Source organism: Kumtagia sp. (genome assembly GCF_059502445.1).
On record NZ_JCACER010000094.1, the window covers coordinates 1 to 18,179 of the forward strand.

Below are 18,179 nucleotides of genomic sequence, written 5' to 3' on the forward strand. Positions count from 1 at the left end.
CCACATCGTCAGACCCGAGGCTTTTCGGGTCGTCGGGTAGGCGGGGTATTACTTTCTTTCCGCAGAAGGGCGCGGCCGCTGCAAGGCTGGTGCGGGCGGAAAAAAGTAAACTGTCCCCGGCGCCACCTCCTTCACGCCGCCAGGAACCCGCCATCCGCAGCCAACACATGGCCGACCACATAGGCCGACTCCGGCGACGCCAGCCAGACCACCGCTTCCGCCACCTCCTCCGGCCGGCCCATGCGGCGCAGCGGCAGGCCGGCGGCGACCGCGTCGAGGCCGCCGGTGCCGCCGGCGGCCGTGACCATCATGTCGGTTACCACCCGGCCCGGCGCCACCGCATTGATGCGCACGCCGCGCGGCGCGCATTCCATCGCCGCCGAGCGGGTCAGCGAGATCACGGCGGCCTTGGACGCCGAATAGAGCGCGAAGCCGGGATTGGGATTGCGCACGCCGCTGACCGAGGCGTTGACGACGATGCGGCCGCCGCCCTGCGCCAGCATGACGGCGAGCTGGTGCTTCAGGCACAGGAACACGGCGCGGACATTGGTGTCGAACACAGCGTCGAAGGTCTGCGCCGTCTGCTCCTCCAGCGGCTGCCGCCGCTCCTGATGGCCGGCATTGTTGAAGGCGACGTCGAGCCGCCCGAACCGCTCGACCGTGGTGCGTACCAGCCTTGCGACATCGGCTTCGTCGGTCACGTCGGCCGGCACGAACAGGGCTTCGGCTCCAGCCGCGCGGCAGGCGGCCGCCGCCGCTTCGCCAACCTCGGCGCGGCGGCCGGCCACGACGATCGCCGATGCACCCTCGGCGGCCATCCGCAACGCCGCCGCGCGGCCGATGCCGCTGCCTCCTCCGGTCACCAGGCAGACGTCGCCCGCCAGCTTTCCGCGCCCGCCGGGCACGCTCGCGCTTTGCTCTATGACGGCCATCATCCGCTCCCTTGCCGCTACGGCTTGCATCGATAAAGTTGTATGATACAACTAAATACCGGAAAGGAAAGCGGCCATGATCCACGCCAGGGAAACGTCACCGATCGAAAAGGTTCGCGACGCCTCGCGCCGCATCGTGCGTGAGCTCGGCTTCATGAAGCCCACGGTCGGCGCCACCGGGCTGCCGATATCGGCGGTGCATGCGCTGATCGAGATCGGCGCCCGTGGAAAGCTGACGGCGGCCGCGCTCGGCGAAATCCTCGACCTGGAAAAGTCGAGCGTCAGCCGCCTGCTGCGCAAGCTCGTCGATTCCGGTGAGATCGAGGAGCGCGAGAATCCCGACGACGCCCGCTCGAAGATCCTGTCGCTGACCGGTCGCGGCCGAAAGATGCTGGAGCGCATCGACAGTTTCGGCCACGGCCAGGTTTCCGGCGCCTTCGGCCATCTGTCGCAGGAACAGCGGCGGACCGTCGTCGCCGGCCTCGGCGCCTATGCGGACGCGCTGGCCGCGGCGCGCCGGGGGGAGGGCGGCCAGGCTGGGGCATCCGGCGTCGACATCGTCGCCGGCTATGTGCCGGGCGTCATCGGCCGCGTCGCCGAGATGCACGGACGCTACTATGTCGAACCCTATGGCTTCGGCCGCTTCTTCGAGGTGAAGGTCGCCAGCGGGATGGCGGAGTTCTCGGCGCGGCTCGACCGGCCGATGAACGGGCTGTGGGTGGCGCTGCGGGATGGCCGGGTGATGGGCAGCGTCGCCATCGACGGCGAGGACCTGGGCGACGGTGCCGGCCATCTGCGCTGGTTCGTCATGGACGACGCCTTGCGCGGGCTGGGCGTCGGAAGGCGGCTGCTCGCCGAAGCCATCGCCTTCTGCGACCGCCAGGAATTCCGCCACGTCGACCTGTGGACCTTGCGCGGTCTCGAGGCGGCGCGAAAGCTCTACGAGGATTTCGGCTTCACGCTGGTCGAGGAATTCGTCGGCGGCCAGTGGGGCACTGAGGTCACCGAACAGCGCTTCCGCCGCATACCGAGGATGGGTGCCGAGAGCGATGCAAGCCCTCTGAAGATGATGGGTTGAGAAGTCGACCGGCGTCTGGCGCCCTCGTGGTTCGACAAGCTCACCATGAGGGCTACTGATAGGCTTCCGCTTGTCGTTGCTGTCGCTGCGGCGGATCAGTGGTAGCGCTTGGCGCAACCTCCCAGCAGCCCCCACGGTGAGCTTGTCGAACCACGAGGGCGCCAGACACGGCCTTGAGGTACCAGCCGGGCGGTGCTCTCTGTTCGGACCCTTGTTGAAGGTCGCCGCCGCGATTGCATGTCGGCGCCGGCGCGGCTATGACTGCCGTATCGACCCGTCGAGAAAGGAGGGCTGCGTGACGTTCTTCCGGCATCATCGCCAGCGTGGCCCCGTCGAGGCCCTGCAAATGCGTTTGCAGGGCTGACCAGAGACGATCGCCTCTTCGCATCTCCTTCCGGTCTGCCCTTCGTGGTGATGCCGCGCCGGCTTCAAGCTCGTGCGCCGGCATCGTGACAATCACCGGTTCTGTCCCTCCCAAAACATGCGTCCGCCGAGCGGATGCGGGCGGCGGTTCCGGCGGACCAGAGAACGACGATGGCACTGATCAATCTGCGATCCCTTGGCGTGACACTCGGCGCGCCGCTTTTCTCCAACCTCAGCCTGTCCGTCGAACCTGGCGACCGCCTCGGCATCGTCGCCGCCAACGGCCGCGGAAAGTCGACGCTGCTGCGCACCGTCTCCGGGGCCTTCGAGCCGACTTCCGGCGACGTCACGCGGGCGCGCGGCCTGCGCATCGGTCATGTCGAGCAGAACGTGCCGGCCGGCCTGCTCGCTGCGAGCTTTTATGATGCGGTGCTCGCCGCGCTGCCGGCGGAGCAGGCCGAAAGCGAAAGCTGGCGGGTCGAAATCGTGCTCGATTCGCTCGACGTGCCGCAGGACATGCGCGGCCGGCCGCTGTCGCATTTGAGCGGCGGCTGGCAGCGGCTGGCGCTGCTGGCGCGCGTCTGGGTGACCGAGCCCGATATGCTCCTGCTCGACGAGCCCACCAACCATCTCGACCTCGCCCGCATCGGCCAGCTGGAAGACTGGCTGAACGCCCTGCCGCGCGACGTCCCGGTGCTGATCTGCAGCCACGACCGCGCCTTCCTCGACGCCGTGACAAACCGCACGCTGTTCCTGCGGCCGGAAAATTCGCAGGTCTTTTCGCTGCCCTATGCGAGGGCGCGCGCCGCGCTCGACGAGATCGACGCCTCGGAGGAACGCCGGTTCCAGAAGGACATGAAGACCGCCCAGCAGCTCCGCCGGCAGGCCGCCAAGCTGAACAACATCGGCATCAATTCGGGCAGCGACCTGCTTGTGGTGAAGACCAGGCAGCTGAAGCAGCGCGCCGAAAGACTGGAGGAAGCGGCGCGGCCGGCGCACCAGGAGCGCTCGGCCGGCGCGGTGAAGCTCGCCAATCGCGGCACGCATGCCAAAGTGCTGGTCACGCTGGAGGATGCTCCGGTCGCCACGCCCGACGGCACGCTGCTGTTCCGCACCGGAAAACTGTGGATCCGCCAGGGCGACCGTGTCGTGCTGCTCGGCCGCAACGGCACCGGCAAGACGCGGCTGGTCAACATGATCCGCCAGGCGATCCTTTCACCCGAAGACGCGCCGGCCGGCGTCAAGGCGACGCCGTCGCTGGTGCTGGGTTATGGCGACCAGGCGCTGGCGGACCTTGCCGACGGCGACACGCCGCTCGGCGTGCTCTCGAGACGCTTCGAGCTCGGCGAGCAGCGCGCCCGCGGCCTGCTGGCCGGCGCCGGCATAAACATCGACATGCAGGAGAGTCCGGCCGGTCGCCTGTCGGGCGGCCAGAAGGCGCGGCTCGGCATGCTGGTGCTGCGCCTCGCCAATCCCAACTTCTACCTGCTCGACGAGCCGACCAACCATCTCGACATCGACGGGCAGGAGGCGCTGGAGGCGGAGTTGCTGCAGCACGAGGCGAGCTGCCTGCTCGTCTCGCACGACCGCAGCTTCGTGCGCGCGGTCGGCGACCGGTTCTGGCTGATCGAGAAGAGGCGGATGATCGAGGTGGAAGGGCCGGAGGAATTTTTCGCGCAGGTGCGATTTTCGTAGACGTTACGATCGATAATTCAATATTGCGTCGAGAGAGTCAGCTTGCGTATTTATGATCCCGAGCGATTTCGCTTCGGAAGTGCTGACAAAGGTCATCGCGTCACCCGCTGTTTGCATCATATAGAGAAGGAGCTTTGGGTCCATGGTCATCTCCGTCAGATGACGGGCAAGATCTGCCGTAGCTTCTTCGAAGTCTGAAAGATAGTATAGAACCTCCTTATGAGTGAAACGTCGTTTTTCTTCGACTATCGGACGAAGCTGATGAAGGCCGATGTTGGACAGTAAGTGAGAAAATCGAATTTTGCCTCCGATGAGTATGAAGCCGCAAGCCGAATTGCATTTGGAGGGATCCAGTGCCCCGTCTGTCGCAAAGGTAACCGATGGTCGCGCAACGGCGGTTATCGCGCCATTGGTCCGCAACTGCCGTGACACAGAAAAAGCTGGGCCGACAAGCCCGCCGCCAGAGTCAAGAAGCACGATCAGTTGTGGCCCTCCGCCACTTCTCGCTTTGTCTCGGGACCAGGTAGTCGTCTTCTCCAGCTTGTCGAGCGCTTCTTGAAAGCGACTGATCGTGGCTTCGCTAACATCACCTTTGGCGAGAAGGACAACGCAAGAATCGCATCGAGGTTTGTCAATGACTGTGAACGTCATTGCCTCGTCTGATGCTGATTTCCGGTCTTTGGCGGCAGTGATAAGGGGGCCAACTGCTAGGAACGCGATAGCCAGAATGGCGGACATGCAACAGCGGTGAGCTGATTTCAAAATATCCTCCCCCAATATTCCGGCAATCTATACAATCACTCCGAGCAAGGAACGCAATTTATTTTTCAGCATGCTCCACGAAGTATCGCAATTCGCTTTTCCTTATAACGAAGGCTACACCGCCGCGAACGCGCCGGCGCCCTAGTCGGCGCGCCCGACCATCTGCCGGAAGCCGGCGAACAGCTCGCGGCTGAAATAGGGCTCGTTGCCGGAAGGCTCGATGTCGGGGGCCGCGTGCGCCGCGAGTTCCGATCGCGGTACGAGCACTTCCAGCAGGCCCGCGTTGGTGGCGAGGCGGATCAGGTCGCCGTCGCGGATTTTTCCGATCGTGTCGCCGTCCAGCGCCTCGGGCGTCATATGGACCGCCGCCAGCACTTCAAGCGATCCATAGTGCTCCCTTGCCCCACCTTCTTCCCGCTGCTTGCCTTTGCGCTTGCGCTGACAGGCCTACTATGCTGCAACCGCGCCCGTGCTGGAAGGACACCACCACGGTGTTCCCGCGCATGAGCCAGCCACGCCAGAGCGCCTGTGACACCGTGACGCTGGCAGGCTTAAATCGATTAGATTACATTGGTGGCAACACGCCGCCGGCACGTACGGAATCACCATGACAAGTCAGCTCATCCCCGTAGCCCCGTTCGATTTCGTCATCTTCGGTGGAACCGGCGACCTGTCCGAGCGCAAGCTGCTGCCGGCGCTCTACTACCGCCAGAGCCAGTTTTCCGAGCCGACGCGCATCATCGGCGCGTCGCGCGCCAAGCTCAGCGACGCCGATTTCCGTGAGTTCGCCCGCAAGGCGATCCTCGAGCATGTCAAGGAAGCCGACATCGACGAGGCGGAGCTCGACACCTTCCTGAAGCGGCTTTCCTACGTGCCCGTCGACGCCGTCAGCGGCGACGGCTTCGCCAGGCTGAAGAAGACGCTCGGCAGCAATGGCGACGCGATCCGCGCCTTCTATCTCGCCGTCGCGCCGTCGCTGTTCGGCGAGATCTCGCACAAGCTCAGGGAGAATGAGTTGATCACGCCGAACTCGCGTATCGTCGTCGAGAAGCCGATCGGCCGCGACCTCGCCTCGGCGCGCGCTCTCAACGACCAGATCGGCGCCGATTTCGGCGAGCACCAGATATTCCGCATCGACCATTATCTCGGCAAGGAGACGGTGCAGAACCTGATGGCGCTGCGCTTCGCCAACATGCTGTACGAGCCGCTGTGGAACTCGGCGCATATCGACCATGTGCAGATCACGGTGGGCGAGACGGTCGGGCTGGAGGACCGGGTCACCTATTACGACAAGGCCGGCGCGCTGCGCGACATGGTGCAGAACCACATGCTGCAGCTTCTCTGCCTGGTCGCCATGGAGGCACCGTCCTCGATGGACGCCAATGCCGTGCGCGACGAGAAGCTGAAGGTGCTGCATTCGCTGAAGCGCATCAACGGCGCGGAGGCGCCGAAGTCGACGGTGCGCGGCCAGTACCGCGCCGGCGCCTCCTCGGGCGGCGCGGTCAAGGGCTATCTGGAGGAGCTCGGCAATCCCGGCAGCACGACCGAGACCTTCGTCGCCATCAAAGCCGAGATCGCCAACTGGCGCTGGGCCGGCGTGCCGTTCTACCTGCGCACCGGCAAGCGGCTGGCGGCGCGCGTCTCCGAGATCGTCATCGAGTTCAAGACGATCCCGCACTCGATCTTCGGCGAGAATGCCGGCCGCATCCAGGCCAACCAGCTGGTCATCCGGCTGCAGCCCGACGAGGGCGTCAAGCAGTGGATCATGATCAAGGATCCCGGCCCGGGCGGCATGCGGCTGCGCCACATCGCCCTCGACATGAGCTTCGCCGACACGTTCCACGACCGCAATCCGGACGCCTATGAACGCCTGATCATGGACGTGATCCGCGGCAACCAGACGCTGTTCATGCGCCGCGACGAGGTCGAGGCGGCGTGGAAGTGGATCGACCCGATCTTCAATGCCTGGTCCGACAGCAATCAGGAAGTGCAGGGCTACACGGCCGGCACCTGGGGGCCGTCGGCGTCGATCGCGCTGATCGAGCGCGACGGCCGCACCTGGCACGAAAGCTGACGGCGATGCGGGAGGTGGAGGTCGCGCTGCGGGAGTTTCCGTCGCGCCAGGTGCTGGCGGAAACCCTGGCGGAGAAGGTCGTGTCGGTTCTTGCCGAGGCCTTGTCGGCGCGCGGCAAGGCTGTGATGGCGGTGTCCGGCGGCACGACGCCGGCGCTGTTCTTCCGCACGCTTTCCGATCTCGATCTGGACTGGTCCCGGGTCACGGTCACCCTTGTCGACGAGCGCTTCGTGGACGAGGTTTCGGCGCGCTCCAACGCCCGGCTCGCAAAGGAAAATCTGCTGCGGGGCAAGGCCGCGGCGGCGCGCTTCGCCGGGTTATATCGCGACACCGCCGACGTCGAGGCGGCCGCCGAACTGGCTGACGAGACGGCGCGCGCGCTCGGCCTGCCCTTCGACGTGGTCGTGCTCGGCATGGGAGGCGACGGCCACACCGCCTCCTTCTTCCCCGATGCGCCGACCTTGGCCGATCTGCTCGCGCCCGTGAACCAGGCGCTGGTCGCGCCCGTTTATGCTCCGAGCGGCGGCGAGCCGCGGCTGACGCTGACCATGCCCGCCATCGCCGGCGCCCGCTTCCTTGCCCTGCACATCGAGGGCGAGGCCAAACGCGCGGTGCTCGCCTCCGCGCTCAAGGGCGAAGACCTGCCCATCCGCGCCGTTCTGGAGCACGCGGAAAGGCCGGTCGAGGTGTTCTGGGCGCCGTGAACCGTACCGGCTGCTCCGCCTCCCACGGAACGCCGGAAGCCGAAGAGGAAATGACCGCCATGACCGCCAGGAAAGACATCCAAGCCATCACCGAGCGCATCCGCCACCGCTCGCAGCGCACGCGCGAAGCCTATCTCGACCGCATCGGCCGCGCCGCCGGCCAGGCCGCCAACCGCGCAATCCTGTCCTGCGGCAACCTCGCCCACGGTTTCGCCGTGTGCAGCCCGAGCGAGAAGGTGGCGCTCGGCGGCGACACGGTGCCGAATCTCGGCATCATCACCTCCTACAACGACATGCTGTCGGCGCATCAGCCGTTCGAGACCTATCCCGCCCTCATCAAGGAAGCGGCGAGGCAGGCAGGCGGCATCGCCCAGGTCGCCGGCGGCGTGCCGGCCATGTGCGACGGCGTCACCCAGGGCCAGCCCGGCATGGAGCTGTCGCTGTTCTCGCGCGACGTGATCGCCATGGCGGCTGCCGTCGGCCTGTCGCACAACATGTTCGACGCCGCCGTCTATCTCGGCGTCTGCGACAAGATCGTGCCCGGGCTGGTCATCGCCGCGCTCAGCTTCGGCCATCTGCCGGCCGTCTTCATCCCGGCCGGGCCGATGACGTCGGGCATTCCCAACGACCAGAAGGCGAAGATCCGCCAGCTTTATGCCGAGGGCAAGGTCGGCCGCGCCGAGCTGCTGGAGGCGGAATCGAAATCCTATCACGGGCCGGGCACCTGCACCTTCTACGGCACCGCCAATTCCAACCAGATGCTGATGGAGATCATGGGCCTGCACACGCCGGGCGCCTCCTTCATCAATCCCGGCACGCCGCTGCGCGACGCGCTGACGAGGGAGGCCGCCAGGCGGGCGCTGGCGATCACCGCGCTCGGCAACGCCTACACGCCGGTGGGGCGCATGATCGACGAACGCTCGATCGTCAACGGCGTGGTCGGCCTGCACGCCACCGGCGGCTCGACCAACCACACCATCCACCTGATCGCCATGGCCGCCGCCGCGGGCATAAAGCTCACCTGGCAGGATATCTCCGACCTGTCGGAGGCGGTGCCGCTGCTCGCCCGCGTCTATCCGAACGGTCTCGCCGACGTGAACCACTTCAACGCGGCCGGCGGCATGGGTTTCCTGATCCGCGAGCTGCTCGACGCCGGCCTGCTGCATGAGGACGTGCAGACCGTCTGGGGCGAAGGGCTGCGCGCCTATACGGTCGAGGCGCGGCTGGCCGAGGACGGCAGCGTCATGCGCCAGGCCGCGCCCGCCGTCAGCGGCGACGACAAGGTGCTGGCGCCCTTCGCCAAGGCGTTCCAGGCGACCGGCGGCCTGCGGGTGCTGGAGGGCAATCTCGGCCACGCGGTCATCAAGACCTCCGCCGTCAAGCCGGAGCGCCGCATCGTCGAGGCCCCGGCGCTGGTCTTCGACAGCCAGCAGGCGCTGAACGACGCCTTCAAGGCGGGCCGGCTCGACCGCGACTTCATCGCCGTGGTGCGTTTCCAGGGACCGAAGGCCAACGGCATGCCGGAGCTGCACAAGCTGACCACCGTGCTCGGCATCTTGCAGGACCGCGGCCGGCATGTGGCGCTGGTGACCGACGGACGCATGTCGGGCGCGTCCGGAAAGGTGCCGGCGGCGATCCATGTGACGCCCGAGGCGCTGGACGGCGGCACCATCGGAAAAATCCGCGACGGCGACCTCATCCGGCTCGACGCCGAAGCCGGCCTGCTGCAGGTGTTGGTGCCGCCCTCGGAACTCGCGGCACGCGCGGCGCCCGACGTCGACCTCGGCGCCAACGAGCACGGCTTCGGCCGCGAGCTGTTCGCCGGCTTCCGCCAGATGGTCGGGCGGGCCGACCACGGCGCCAGCGCGTTCGCGGCGTGAGGTGCAACAGCATCTCTGGATGATCGCTTCTCGGGTGCGTCCTTCGAGGCTCGCCCGCAAGGCGTTTTCGCGACCGTTATAGAGCCGCAGGGCGTCGGTTGTCTGAAGCGGACCTTTGAAGGGCGAGCCTCGAAGGACGCACGCGAACGGCGCCGCCAGTACAATTCCAGCAAAGTGTGCAGCGGTTTTGCGTCCGGAGTTGCGAACCAGGAGCGGTTCCGCTGATTCCACTAAAAACGGAAGTGCCTAACGCCCGTTGTTGACCAGGAAGCGGCGGAAGACGAAGCCGCGCTTGCCCTTGTAGATGACCTCGCACCAGCGGTCGCAGGAGACGACCTGCACCTCTGTCCTGCCCGGAACGGTCGTAAGCGCGTTGCCGCGGTCGTTCGGCCGCGCCCGCATGGTCACGGCGCGCAGCGTGCGCACCGCCCGGGCTGTCGCCTTCGTCTCCGCGGCTTTCGCCTCGGCTTCAGGTTTCGGACCCGGGATGGCGGCCGTGGCGCCCTGGTCCGCGGCGTCGGTGCCGGCATAGGCGTTGACGATGCTCGCGCCGTTCTGAGCGGGAGAGGCCGCCGGCTTGGCCGGATCGCCGGCCATCTTCGCCGCCCCGCCGGCCTTGGCCGGATCGACCCAGCGCGGATCGCTGGACGCGAGCGGTTCGACTTCCGCCTCGTCCGGCTGGTCCGGCGCTGTCGCGGCGGCCTGCGCGGAAACCGGATCGGCGATCGCTGCCGCTTTGCCCGACTGCCCGGCGGACGGATTCGACGGTTGTATGGCAGGCGCCGGCGCGGAAGCCGCGACATTTGTCGCCGGCTGAGCCGCCTTGGCCTCCGGCGCGGTTGTCGCCGCCGAGGCGGCAGCCGTCCCGGTGTCTTCCGGGCCTGCGGCGATCGTGTCGATGCGCTGCCCCGCCTCCGCGGGACTGACCAGGCGGCCGTCGGCGTCCGACGGCAGGGCCAGCCAGATCGCCGTCCCGGCCAGGCCGAGCAGCGACGCTGTTCCAATGGCTGCGACGATCAGATGCGACCGCGCGACGATTTCGCTCCAAACCGATGTACGCGCACCGTAGTGCAAGTCCAGCGATACGCGTCTGGCCCTCGGTTTGCCGGAGCCGAACCAGCTCTTCAACGTAACCCTCTCCGCGCCCCGAATTTCCGCCCGGTTGTGCGCTTTTGGAATGCATTGACGCCGGGAACTTTCCCGGTAACCAGAGAAGCCAGTCCGACTCTCCTCCCCGAACAGACTGGTCCTACCAGCATGGGCGAGAATTGTGGCTTCTCTACGCCCGATGTCGTCTTTCCACCAAAACGAGGCAGGAAGGCGACGCATCCTGAATAAACCGTTCATGCACGAAGATGCAACCGTGCATGGCACCGGACCCCTGTTAAGATTAAGGATTGCCGGGATCGAGTGGTATCGAGCGGCGCCCGGACGCCCCGGCGGTTGCCTGCGCTAAAGTCGGTCGCGCAGCGCGAACCAGTTGAGGGCGAGGAACAGCAGCGGCGAGCGGAAACGCCGGCCGCCGGGGAAGGCCGGCACCTTCAATTCCTCGAACAGCTTCAGCCGGTCGCGGTTTCCCGCCACTGTCTCGGCATAGAGTTTTCCGACGAAGTTCGACAGCATGACCCCGTGGCCGGAATAGCCGCCGGCGAAGATCACGTTCGGCATCACCTCGCGCACGAACGGCTTTCTGGGCACGGTGATGCCGACATAGCCGCCCCATCCATGCGTGATCTCGACGTCCTTCAACGCCGGATAGAGCTCGGCGATCTGCTTGCGGATGTGGATATGGATATCCTTCGGGTCGTTGACGGCATAGACTTCGCGCCCGCCGAACAGCAGCCGCCCGTCCTTCGACTTGCGGAAATAGCGGACCACGAAGCGGGAATCGTCGACCGACTCGCCGCCCGGCAGCACCGGGCTGTCGGCCGGCAGGGGCGCGGTGGCGCCGATGAACGAGCCGATCGGCATCACATGCGCCGCGCTGACCGGCTCGAGGTTGCCGCCATAGGCGTTGACGGCGATCAGCACCTTGTCGGCGGTGATGGTGCCGCGGGCCGTGGTCACCCGCACCTTGCCGCCGGACGAGTTGATCCCGGTCGAGGCCGTCTTCTCGAACAGCGCCGCCCCGGCCGCCGCCGCGACCTTCGCCGTGCCCACCACCAGCTTCAGCGGATGGATGTGTCCGGTGCCGGTGTCGCGCGTGCCGCCGAAGTAATGCGTCGAGCCGAGGCGCTCGGCGGTCTCGGCGGCGTCCATGAAGGAGACATGCGGATAGCCGAAGCGCTCGGCCATGATGTCGGCATGCTTCCTGTAGTCGTCGACATAGCGCCGCTTGTGCGCCACCGACATCTGCCCGGGCATGAAGTCGATGTCGATCTCGTGGACGGAGGCGAACTCCAGCAGATGCGCCTTGGCCTCCTCGGCCAGATCGAACAGCGCCTTCGCCCGCGTGAAGCCGACCTCCGCCTCCAGGTCCTCGGCCCAGCCGCGCTGCCCGGTGCCGAGTTGCCCGCCATTCCTGCCCGATGCGCCGTCGCCGAAGCGATGCGCCTCGATCAGCACGACGCTCGCTCCGGCCTTAGCCAGATGCGCCGCCGCCGACAGGCCGGTGAACCCCCCGCCGATGATCGCCACGTCGCACGTCCGGTCGCCGTCCAGCGCCGGATAGTCCGGCCGCTCGCCGACGGTGGCCTCGTACCAGGACTGGCCGGGGGAGATGGGGGATTGGTATGGCATGATCAAAGCGAATAGGGAGTAGCGAATAGGAATTAGGAATAGCGAGTAGAAGGTGAATAGCGAGTTCGGCAAGCGGGCGTTCTATTCGCTACTCCCTATTCGCTATTCGCTCCCCCTTTTCAAACATTCAACAACAAAAACTCCCGCTCCCATGGGGAAATCACCTCCATGAAGGTCTCGAACTCGGCGCGCTTGATCGCCGCGTAGGTGGAGGCGAAGGAACTGCCCAGCATGTCGCGCAGGTCCTCGTCGTTCTCGAACAGGTCGACGGCCTCCAGCAGCCCGCGCGGTAGGTCGATCTCGTCCTCGTTGACCGTGGTGCCGACCGGCGCGTCGGGCTCGATGTTTTTCGTCATGCCGATCAGCCCGCAGGCGAGCGAGGCGGCGAGCGCCAGATACGGGTTGGCGTCGGACGAGGGGATGCGGTTCTCGACGCGCCGCGCCGCCGGATCGGAGCGCGGCACGCGGAAGGCCGTGGTGCGGTTGTCGTAGCCCCATTTGGTGTTGACCGGCGCGGACGCCGCCTGCGTCAGCCGGCGGTAGGAGTTCACGTAGGGCGCGAACATCACCAGCGCGTTGGGTACATGCTTCTGCATGCCGCCGATGAAATGCCGGAACGCCTCGGTTTCCTTGCCGGTCTCGTCGGTGAAGACGTTGCGGCCGGTCTTCTTGTCCACGATCGACTGGTGGATGTGCATGGCAGAGCCGGGCTGGCCCTGGATCGGCTTGGCCATGAAGGTGGCATAGGTGTCGTGCTTCAGTGCCGCCTCGCGGATGGTGCGCTTGAACATGAACACCTGGTCGGCGAGTTCCACCGGGTCGCCGTGGCGCAAATTGATCTCGAGCTGGCCGGCGCCTTCCTCGTGGATCAGCGTGTCGATCTCCAGACCCTGGCTCTCGGAGAAATGATAGATGTCGTCGATCAGCTCGTCGAACTCGTTGACGCCGGCGATCGAATAGCCGGCGCCGCCGCCGATCGGCCGGCCCGAGCGCCCGACCGGCGGCACCAGCGGATAGTCCGGGTCGGGGTTCTTGCGCACCAGGTAGAACTCGATCTCGGGCGCGACGACCGGTCTCAGCCCGCGCTTGCCGTAGGCGGCGACCACCCGCTTCAGCACGTTGCGCGGCGTGAACTCGACATTGCGGCCGTCCTGGTGGACGAGGTCGCAGATCACCTGCGCGGTCGGATCCTCTTCCCACGGCACGACGGAGAGGGTCGACAGGTCGGGAACCAGCTTGAGGTCGCCGTCATCCTCCGGATAGGAAAAACCGTTGCCGTCTTCCGGATAGTCGCCGGAGATCGTCATCATGAAGGGCGCCGAGGGCAGCGCCAGGGACGTGTTGGAGGTGAATTTCTTCGACGGCATCATCTTGCCGCGGGCGACGCCGGCCTGGTCGGGCGTGATGCACTCGATGTCCTCGATGCTGCGCCATTCCAGCCATTCGCTGACTTGCTTCCAGGCGGTGACGCCGCGGAGGTTCTTGACGTAGGCGGGTACACGGACGCGTCCCGCGCGGCCGGTGGGGCGGGCTTCCTTCTTTGCAGGCGGCATCAATCACCAGTTGGTTGCGGATGCGCGAAGTATAGCCGTGCCAATTTGCGGAAGGGAAGGGGGATCACTCGGCGCCGACCAGCCGGCGCACCACCGGCTGCAGCACTTCCGGCAGGATCGGCTTCGACACCACGGCGTCGATCACCTTGGCGCGAGCGGGGTCGATCGCGTCGAAATTGCCCGTCGACAGCAGGATGACCCCAGGCGTCGGACGCCCCGCCGCCGACCGGGCGTGCGCCAACGGCTCGATCAGCTCCGCGCAATCCGCGTTCGCGGTGCCGCCGTCGAGGATCACCAGGACAGGAAAAACGCCTCTGAGCGAGCGGAAGGCCGTCTCCGGCTGCTCCATCACCGGACGCAGCCCGCAGCGCTCGACGATCCTGGACACGACCACGGCATTGATCCGCGACTTTCCCGCCACCAGGACCAGCAATGGATCGACGACGATGCCTCCCACTGTAATGCGATGATCGGGTCCAGAGTCCGGCCCGTCGTTGGGGCCGGAGGTCGTGCTCGTCATACGGGAAACCGGGTTCTCGGGGGCTCTTTCGCTGGACTGTCATTGCAACGCGCCGGACGTCACGCCGACCTGATTGCAACTTTAGAGCGTCGTGCGGCGGTTCGCCAGTCGAAACTTCGGCGACTCCGCCATCCTCCACAACCCTGAGTGGCTTGATCTGCGTCCGAACAATCACATTGGTCCACGCAGGGCTATCGCATATGAGTTTGTATCGGAGCGGCAGACAACTCTGCGTCGTCATTCCGGGGCCGCGCAGCGGAACCCGGAATCCAGAGTGCCGACGCTGCCCGAAATTCCTGGATATTGCGACGGTTCGCTTTTCCTTCGACGCCAACGCTCTGGATTCCGGGTTCCGCTGCGCGGACCCGGAATGATGGTCATTGTCGGCATATGCGATGCCCTGGTGGTCCGCAAGGCACGGCTTGACTGGCGTGCCGCTTCGAGTTATTTACCGATCGATCGGTAATAAACGAGGCAAGCGGCATGGCCCGGCCGGAATCGATATCGGATGAAGACCTGCTCTCGCGCCTCGCGCCGGTGTTCCGAGCGAGGGGTTACGAGGGCGCCTCGCTCGCCGAATTGTCGGAGGCCAGCGGCCTGGCCAAGGCCGCGCTGTACCACCGCTTTCCCGACGGCAAGCTGGCGATGGCGCGGGCGGTGCTTGCCGCGGCGGAGCGGCAGATGGCGGCCGACGCGCTTGCACCGGCGCCGCCGCGCGCTTCTCCCGCTGAGCGCCTGCACGCCATGGCGCACGGGCTGCTGCGTTTCTACGACGGCGGCAGGAGAACCTGCCTCGTCGATGTCTTTTCCGTCGCCGGCACTCCCGACGCGGTGAGGGCGGATGTGCGCTCCGGCGCCGCCCGCTGGATCGCCGGGATCGCCGATCTGCTGGTTGAGGCCGGCATCGATCCGGCCGAGGCGCGCCGGCGCGGCGAGGACGCCGTCATCCGCATCGAAGGCGCGCTCGTGCTGTCGCGGGCCCTGAACGACACCGCGCCCTTCGAGCGCGTCGCCAAGACCTTTGCCGCCGACCTGCTCCGGCCGGCTGCCGCCGTTCATCCATCCAGGAAGGAGACGTCCGATGACTGAGCCCAGGACCTTCAACCAGATGTTCGGTGCGCCGGGCCATCCCTCGCCGCTGGACAGGTCGGTGCTCGTGCTGATCGACATCCAGCGCGAATATGTCGACGGCGCCGCCCCGCTCGAGAACGTGCGCGAGGCGGCCGCCGAGGCGGGCAGGATGCTCGACCTGGCGCGCCGGCGTGGCGTGCCGGTCTTTCATATCGCACATGGCGCCGGGCCCGGCGCGCCGGTCTTCGCCACCGACGGGCCCTATGTCGAGCATCTCCCGGAGGTTGCGCCGCGCGACGGCGAGCCGGTGCTCTGGAAGCAGCATGCCGACGCCTTCCTGGGCACCGGCCTTGCCGAGCGCATCCGCGAGACGGGCCGCTCCGAGGTCATCATCGTCGGCGACATGACGCATGTCTGCGTGTCGACCTCGACGCGCACCGCCGCCGAGGCGCATGGTTTTCGCGTCACCGTGGTGGCGGACGCGACCGCTTCGCGCGACCTGCCGAACCCGCTGGGCGGCGTCGTCCAGGCCGAGACGGTCCGGCAGGCGGCCCTGGCAGAGCTGGCGGACGCGTTTGCGGTGGTGGTCAAGGACGCGAGCGCCTGGGACTGATCGGCTGCGCATCTGGCGTGGTGAAACCGCGGACCCGGTTCCGGGGCCGCGGTTTCCGGGCAATTCAGGCAGAAAGTGCGGCGATCCTGCATCGGAAACCGCCGAAAACCGACGAGAAGTTTCCGCGGATTCGGGAAAACGGGACCTTTCTGACCGCCGGAGCGCTCAGCCTGCGCTCTGCCTGACCACGACCGGGATCAGCAGGTCGCCCCAATTGCCGTCGCCGCCGTGATGCCGGGCCGAGCGCACCAGCTCCACCGACACGCCGGCCTCCACCGCCTTCATCACCGACAGGTTGAGGCGGTGCAGGTCGTTGGCGAGCATGCGGATCGCCGTCTGCTGGTCGGACGACATCGACGTCGCCTGCTCCTCGGCGCGTTCCTTGACGCGGGTCTTGGGCTTGCTCTTGATTTCCTCTGCTTCCAGCATGGTCTTTCTCCCTGGTTGGCGCTGGGTGCTGGGGACAGTTTACTTTTTTCCGCCCGCGACAGCTTTGAAGCGGCCGCGCCCTCCTGCGGAAAGAAAGTAAACTGTCCCCGATGGCGTCTATTCCGCCGCCGGGCGGAACTGCTCGTGCTCGGTCGAACCGTGCATGGCGGTGGTCGACGACTTGCCGCCGGTGATGGCCATCGACACCGCGTCGAAATAGCCGGTGCCGACCTCGCGCTGGTGTTTTGTCGCCGTGTAGCCGTTGGCCTCGGCCGCGAACTCGGCTTCCTGCAGCTCCGAATAGGCCGCCATCTGCCGGTCCTTGTAGCCGCGCGCCAGCTCGAACATGCCGTAGTTGAGCTGGTGGAAGCCGGCCAGCGTGATGAACTGGAACTTGTAGCCCATCGCCCCCAGCTCGCGCTGGAATTTTGCGATCGTCGCGTCGTCGAGGTGCTTCTTCCAGTTGAACGACGGCGAGCAGTTGTAGGCGAGCTTCTTGCCCGGATGCGCCTTGTGCACCGCCTCGGCGAACTTCTTCGCTTGGGCGAGGTCCGGCTTGCCGGTCTCCATCCAGATCAAGTCGCAATGCGGCGCATAGGCGATGGCGCGCGCGATGCAGGGCTCGATGCCGTTTCTGACCTGATAGAAGCCCTCGACGGTCCGCCCGGCCTGCCGGTCGACGAAGGGCTGGTCGCGCTCGTCGATGTCGGAGGTGAGCAGCTTGGCGGCTTCCGCGTCGGTGCGCGCGACGATCAGCGTCGGCACGCCCATCACGTCGGCGGCGAGCCGCGCCGCGTTGAGGTTGCGGATATGCGCCGCGGTCGGGATCAAGACCTTGCCGCCGAGATGCCCGCACTTCTTCTCCGAGGCGAGCTGGTCCTCGAAGTGCACGCCCGCGGCGCCCGCCTCGATGAAGGCCTTCATGATCTCGAAGGCGTTGAGCGGGCCGCCGAAGCCGGCCTCGGCGTCGGCGACGATCGGCGCGAACCAGGTGTCGACCGACAGGCCGTTGCCCTCGGACGTCTCGATCTGGTCGGCGCGCTGCAAAGTCCTGTTGATGCGCCTGGCGAGTTCGGGCGCGGCGTTGGCCGGATAGAGCGACTGGTCGGGATACATGGCGGACGCCGTGTTGGCGTCGGCCGCCACCTGCCAGCCGGAGAGATAGATCGCCTTCAGCCCGGCGCGCACCATCTGCATGGCCTGGTTGCCGCTGAGCGCGCCGAGCGCGTTGACGAAGTCCTCCTCGTGGATGAGCTTCCACAGCCGGTTCGCGCCCATCTCGGCCAGACTGTGGCGGATCTCGACGGAGCCGCGCAGCCGCTTCACGTCGTCGGCCGAATACGGCCGCTCGATGCCGTCGAAACGGCCCGCCGGAGCCGAGGGAACGAGGTTGTAAAAATCTGTCATACTTTTGCTCCGTCCTGCTTTCGCGTCTAGATGGGCTCGGCGGAACGTGTGCGTCTTTGCCGCCATGGCCTGTCATTTCATTTACATTGTAGTACAGGAATGGCGAGCGAAAACGGGATTCGAATGAAAGGAAAAGGGAAAACCTGTCTTGAGCTTGACAAAGAGGCGCTGTAAAATTGTCAAGGTTGTAAATAGCGACGTTGTTTCCAGGGACGGCTGGAACTGTAAATCTCTGTAAATCGAGCGATCGAGAATGCTGGAGCTTCCCACCCCCCTCAGGCCTGCCGGCCATCTCCCCCGCAAGGGCAGGGCTATCGCATATGAGTTGTATCGGAGCGGCAGACAGCTCTGCGTCGTCA

The 18,179-nt window shown here is 66.3% G+C and carries 16 protein-coding genes; 7 read left to right on the forward strand and 9 right to left on the reverse strand.

Annotation, left to right across the window (positions count from 1 at the left end):
• Positions 1-131 precede the first annotated feature (131 nt).
• Positions 132-932, reverse strand: coding sequence for an SDR family NAD(P)-dependent oxidoreductase (locus tag AC5JDC_RS24005; RefSeq protein ID WP_495845278.1), 801 nt, complete (start codon positions 930-932; stop codon positions 132-134).
• A gap of 76 nt (positions 933-1,008) precedes the next feature.
• Here AC5JDC_RS24005 and AC5JDC_RS24010 point away from each other — a divergent pair, with 76 nt between their 5' ends.
• Positions 1,009-2,010, forward strand: a complete 1,002-nt coding sequence (locus AC5JDC_RS24010; protein WP_495845280.1) for a bifunctional helix-turn-helix transcriptional regulator/GNAT family N-acetyltransferase — start codon at positions 1,009-1,011, stop codon at positions 2,008-2,010.
• Positions 2,011-2,544: 534 nt separating this feature from the next.
• Positions 2,545-4,068 (forward strand): ABC-F family ATP-binding cassette domain-containing protein, encoded by a 1,524-nt coding sequence (locus AC5JDC_RS24015; protein WP_495845282.1) that lies wholly within the window; start codon positions 2,545-2,547, stop codon positions 4,066-4,068.
• Positions 4,069-4,071: 3 nt separating this feature from the next.
• On the opposite strand, the gene AC5JDC_RS24020 is transcribed toward AC5JDC_RS24015, so the two are convergent.
• Both AC5JDC_RS24020 and AC5JDC_RS24025 read right to left on the reverse strand, forming a co-directional pair.
• Positions 4,072-4,806 carry a hypothetical protein gene (locus AC5JDC_RS24020; RefSeq protein ID WP_495845284.1) on the reverse strand — a complete coding sequence of 245 codons (735 nt, stop codon included), beginning with the start codon at positions 4,804-4,806 and terminating at the stop codon, positions 4,072-4,074.
• 165 nt (positions 4,807-4,971) lie between these two features.
• On the reverse strand, positions 4,972-5,205 hold the full coding sequence (locus AC5JDC_RS24025) for a hypothetical protein (protein WP_495845286.1): 234 nt from the start codon (positions 5,203-5,205) through the stop codon (positions 4,972-4,974).
• Between the two features lie 232 nt (positions 5,206-5,437).
• Here AC5JDC_RS24025 and zwf point away from each other — a divergent pair, with 232 nt between their 5' ends.
• From zwf to edd, 3 genes are read left to right on the forward strand one after another with little or no spacing between them, the layout of a single operon-like run.
• On the forward strand, positions 5,438-6,904 hold the full coding sequence (gene zwf, locus AC5JDC_RS24030; RefSeq protein ID WP_495845288.1) for a glucose-6-phosphate dehydrogenase: 1,467 nt from the start codon (positions 5,438-5,440) through the stop codon (positions 6,902-6,904).
• A gap of 14 nt (positions 6,905-6,918) precedes the next feature.
• The gene (gene pgl / locus AC5JDC_RS24035; protein WP_495845305.1) at positions 6,919-7,608 is read left to right on the forward strand and encodes a 6-phosphogluconolactonase; all 690 of its coding nucleotides are present in this window, start codon (positions 6,919-6,921) and stop codon (positions 7,606-7,608) included.
• A 50-nt stretch (positions 7,609-7,658) separates the two neighbouring features.
• Complete coding sequence (edd, locus tag AC5JDC_RS24040) at positions 7,659-9,488, forward strand: phosphogluconate dehydratase (protein WP_207771081.1); 1,830 nt, start codon at positions 7,659-7,661, stop codon at positions 9,486-9,488.
• 246 nt (positions 9,489-9,734) lie between these two features.
• On the opposite strand, the gene AC5JDC_RS24045 is transcribed toward edd, so the two are convergent.
• The 4 genes from AC5JDC_RS24045 to AC5JDC_RS24060 form a co-directional block, all read right to left on the reverse strand.
• Positions 9,735-10,616 carry an SH3 domain-containing protein gene (locus tag AC5JDC_RS24045; protein ID WP_495845290.1) on the reverse strand — a complete coding sequence of 294 codons (882 nt, stop codon included), beginning with the start codon at positions 10,614-10,616 and terminating at the stop codon, positions 9,735-9,737.
• A gap of 324 nt (positions 10,617-10,940) precedes the next feature.
• On the reverse strand, positions 10,941-12,227 hold the full coding sequence (locus tag AC5JDC_RS24050) for an NAD(P)/FAD-dependent oxidoreductase (RefSeq protein ID WP_495845292.1): 1,287 nt from the start codon (positions 12,225-12,227) through the stop codon (positions 10,941-10,943).
• Positions 12,228-12,346: 119 nt separating this feature from the next.
• Positions 12,347-13,780 (reverse strand): glutamine synthetase family protein, encoded by a 1,434-nt coding sequence (locus tag AC5JDC_RS24055; protein WP_106775381.1) that lies wholly within the window; start codon positions 13,778-13,780, stop codon positions 12,347-12,349.
• Between the two features lie 64 nt (positions 13,781-13,844).
• Positions 13,845-14,300 carry a response regulator gene (locus AC5JDC_RS24060; protein WP_495845295.1) on the reverse strand — a complete coding sequence of 152 codons (456 nt, stop codon included), beginning with the start codon at positions 14,298-14,300 and terminating at the stop codon, positions 13,845-13,847.
• 483 nt (positions 14,301-14,783) lie between these two features.
• Between AC5JDC_RS24060 and AC5JDC_RS24065 the strand changes: the two genes are divergently transcribed.
• Both AC5JDC_RS24065 and AC5JDC_RS24070 read left to right on the forward strand, forming a co-directional pair.
• On the forward strand, positions 14,784-15,389 hold the full coding sequence (locus AC5JDC_RS24065; RefSeq protein ID WP_495845298.1) for a TetR/AcrR family transcriptional regulator: 606 nt from the start codon (positions 14,784-14,786) through the stop codon (positions 15,387-15,389).
• On the forward strand, positions 15,382-15,984 hold the full coding sequence (locus AC5JDC_RS24070; protein WP_495845299.1) for a cysteine hydrolase family protein: 603 nt from the start codon (positions 15,382-15,384) through the stop codon (positions 15,982-15,984). The genes AC5JDC_RS24065 and AC5JDC_RS24070 overlap by 8 nt, the downstream gene beginning before the upstream one ends.
• Before the next feature lie 165 nt (positions 15,985-16,149).
• On the opposite strand, the gene AC5JDC_RS24075 is transcribed toward AC5JDC_RS24070, so the two are convergent.
• Together AC5JDC_RS24075 and aceA are read right to left on the reverse strand one after the other, a co-directional pair.
• Positions 16,150-16,413, reverse strand: a complete 264-nt coding sequence (locus AC5JDC_RS24075; RefSeq protein ID WP_495845301.1) for an SMc00767 family acetate metabolism repressor — start codon at positions 16,411-16,413, stop codon at positions 16,150-16,152.
• Between the two features lie 117 nt (positions 16,414-16,530).
• Positions 16,531-17,820, reverse strand: a complete 1,290-nt coding sequence (gene aceA, locus AC5JDC_RS24080; RefSeq protein WP_495845303.1) for an isocitrate lyase — start codon at positions 17,818-17,820, stop codon at positions 16,531-16,533.
• Positions 17,821-18,179: the final 359 nt, after the last annotated feature.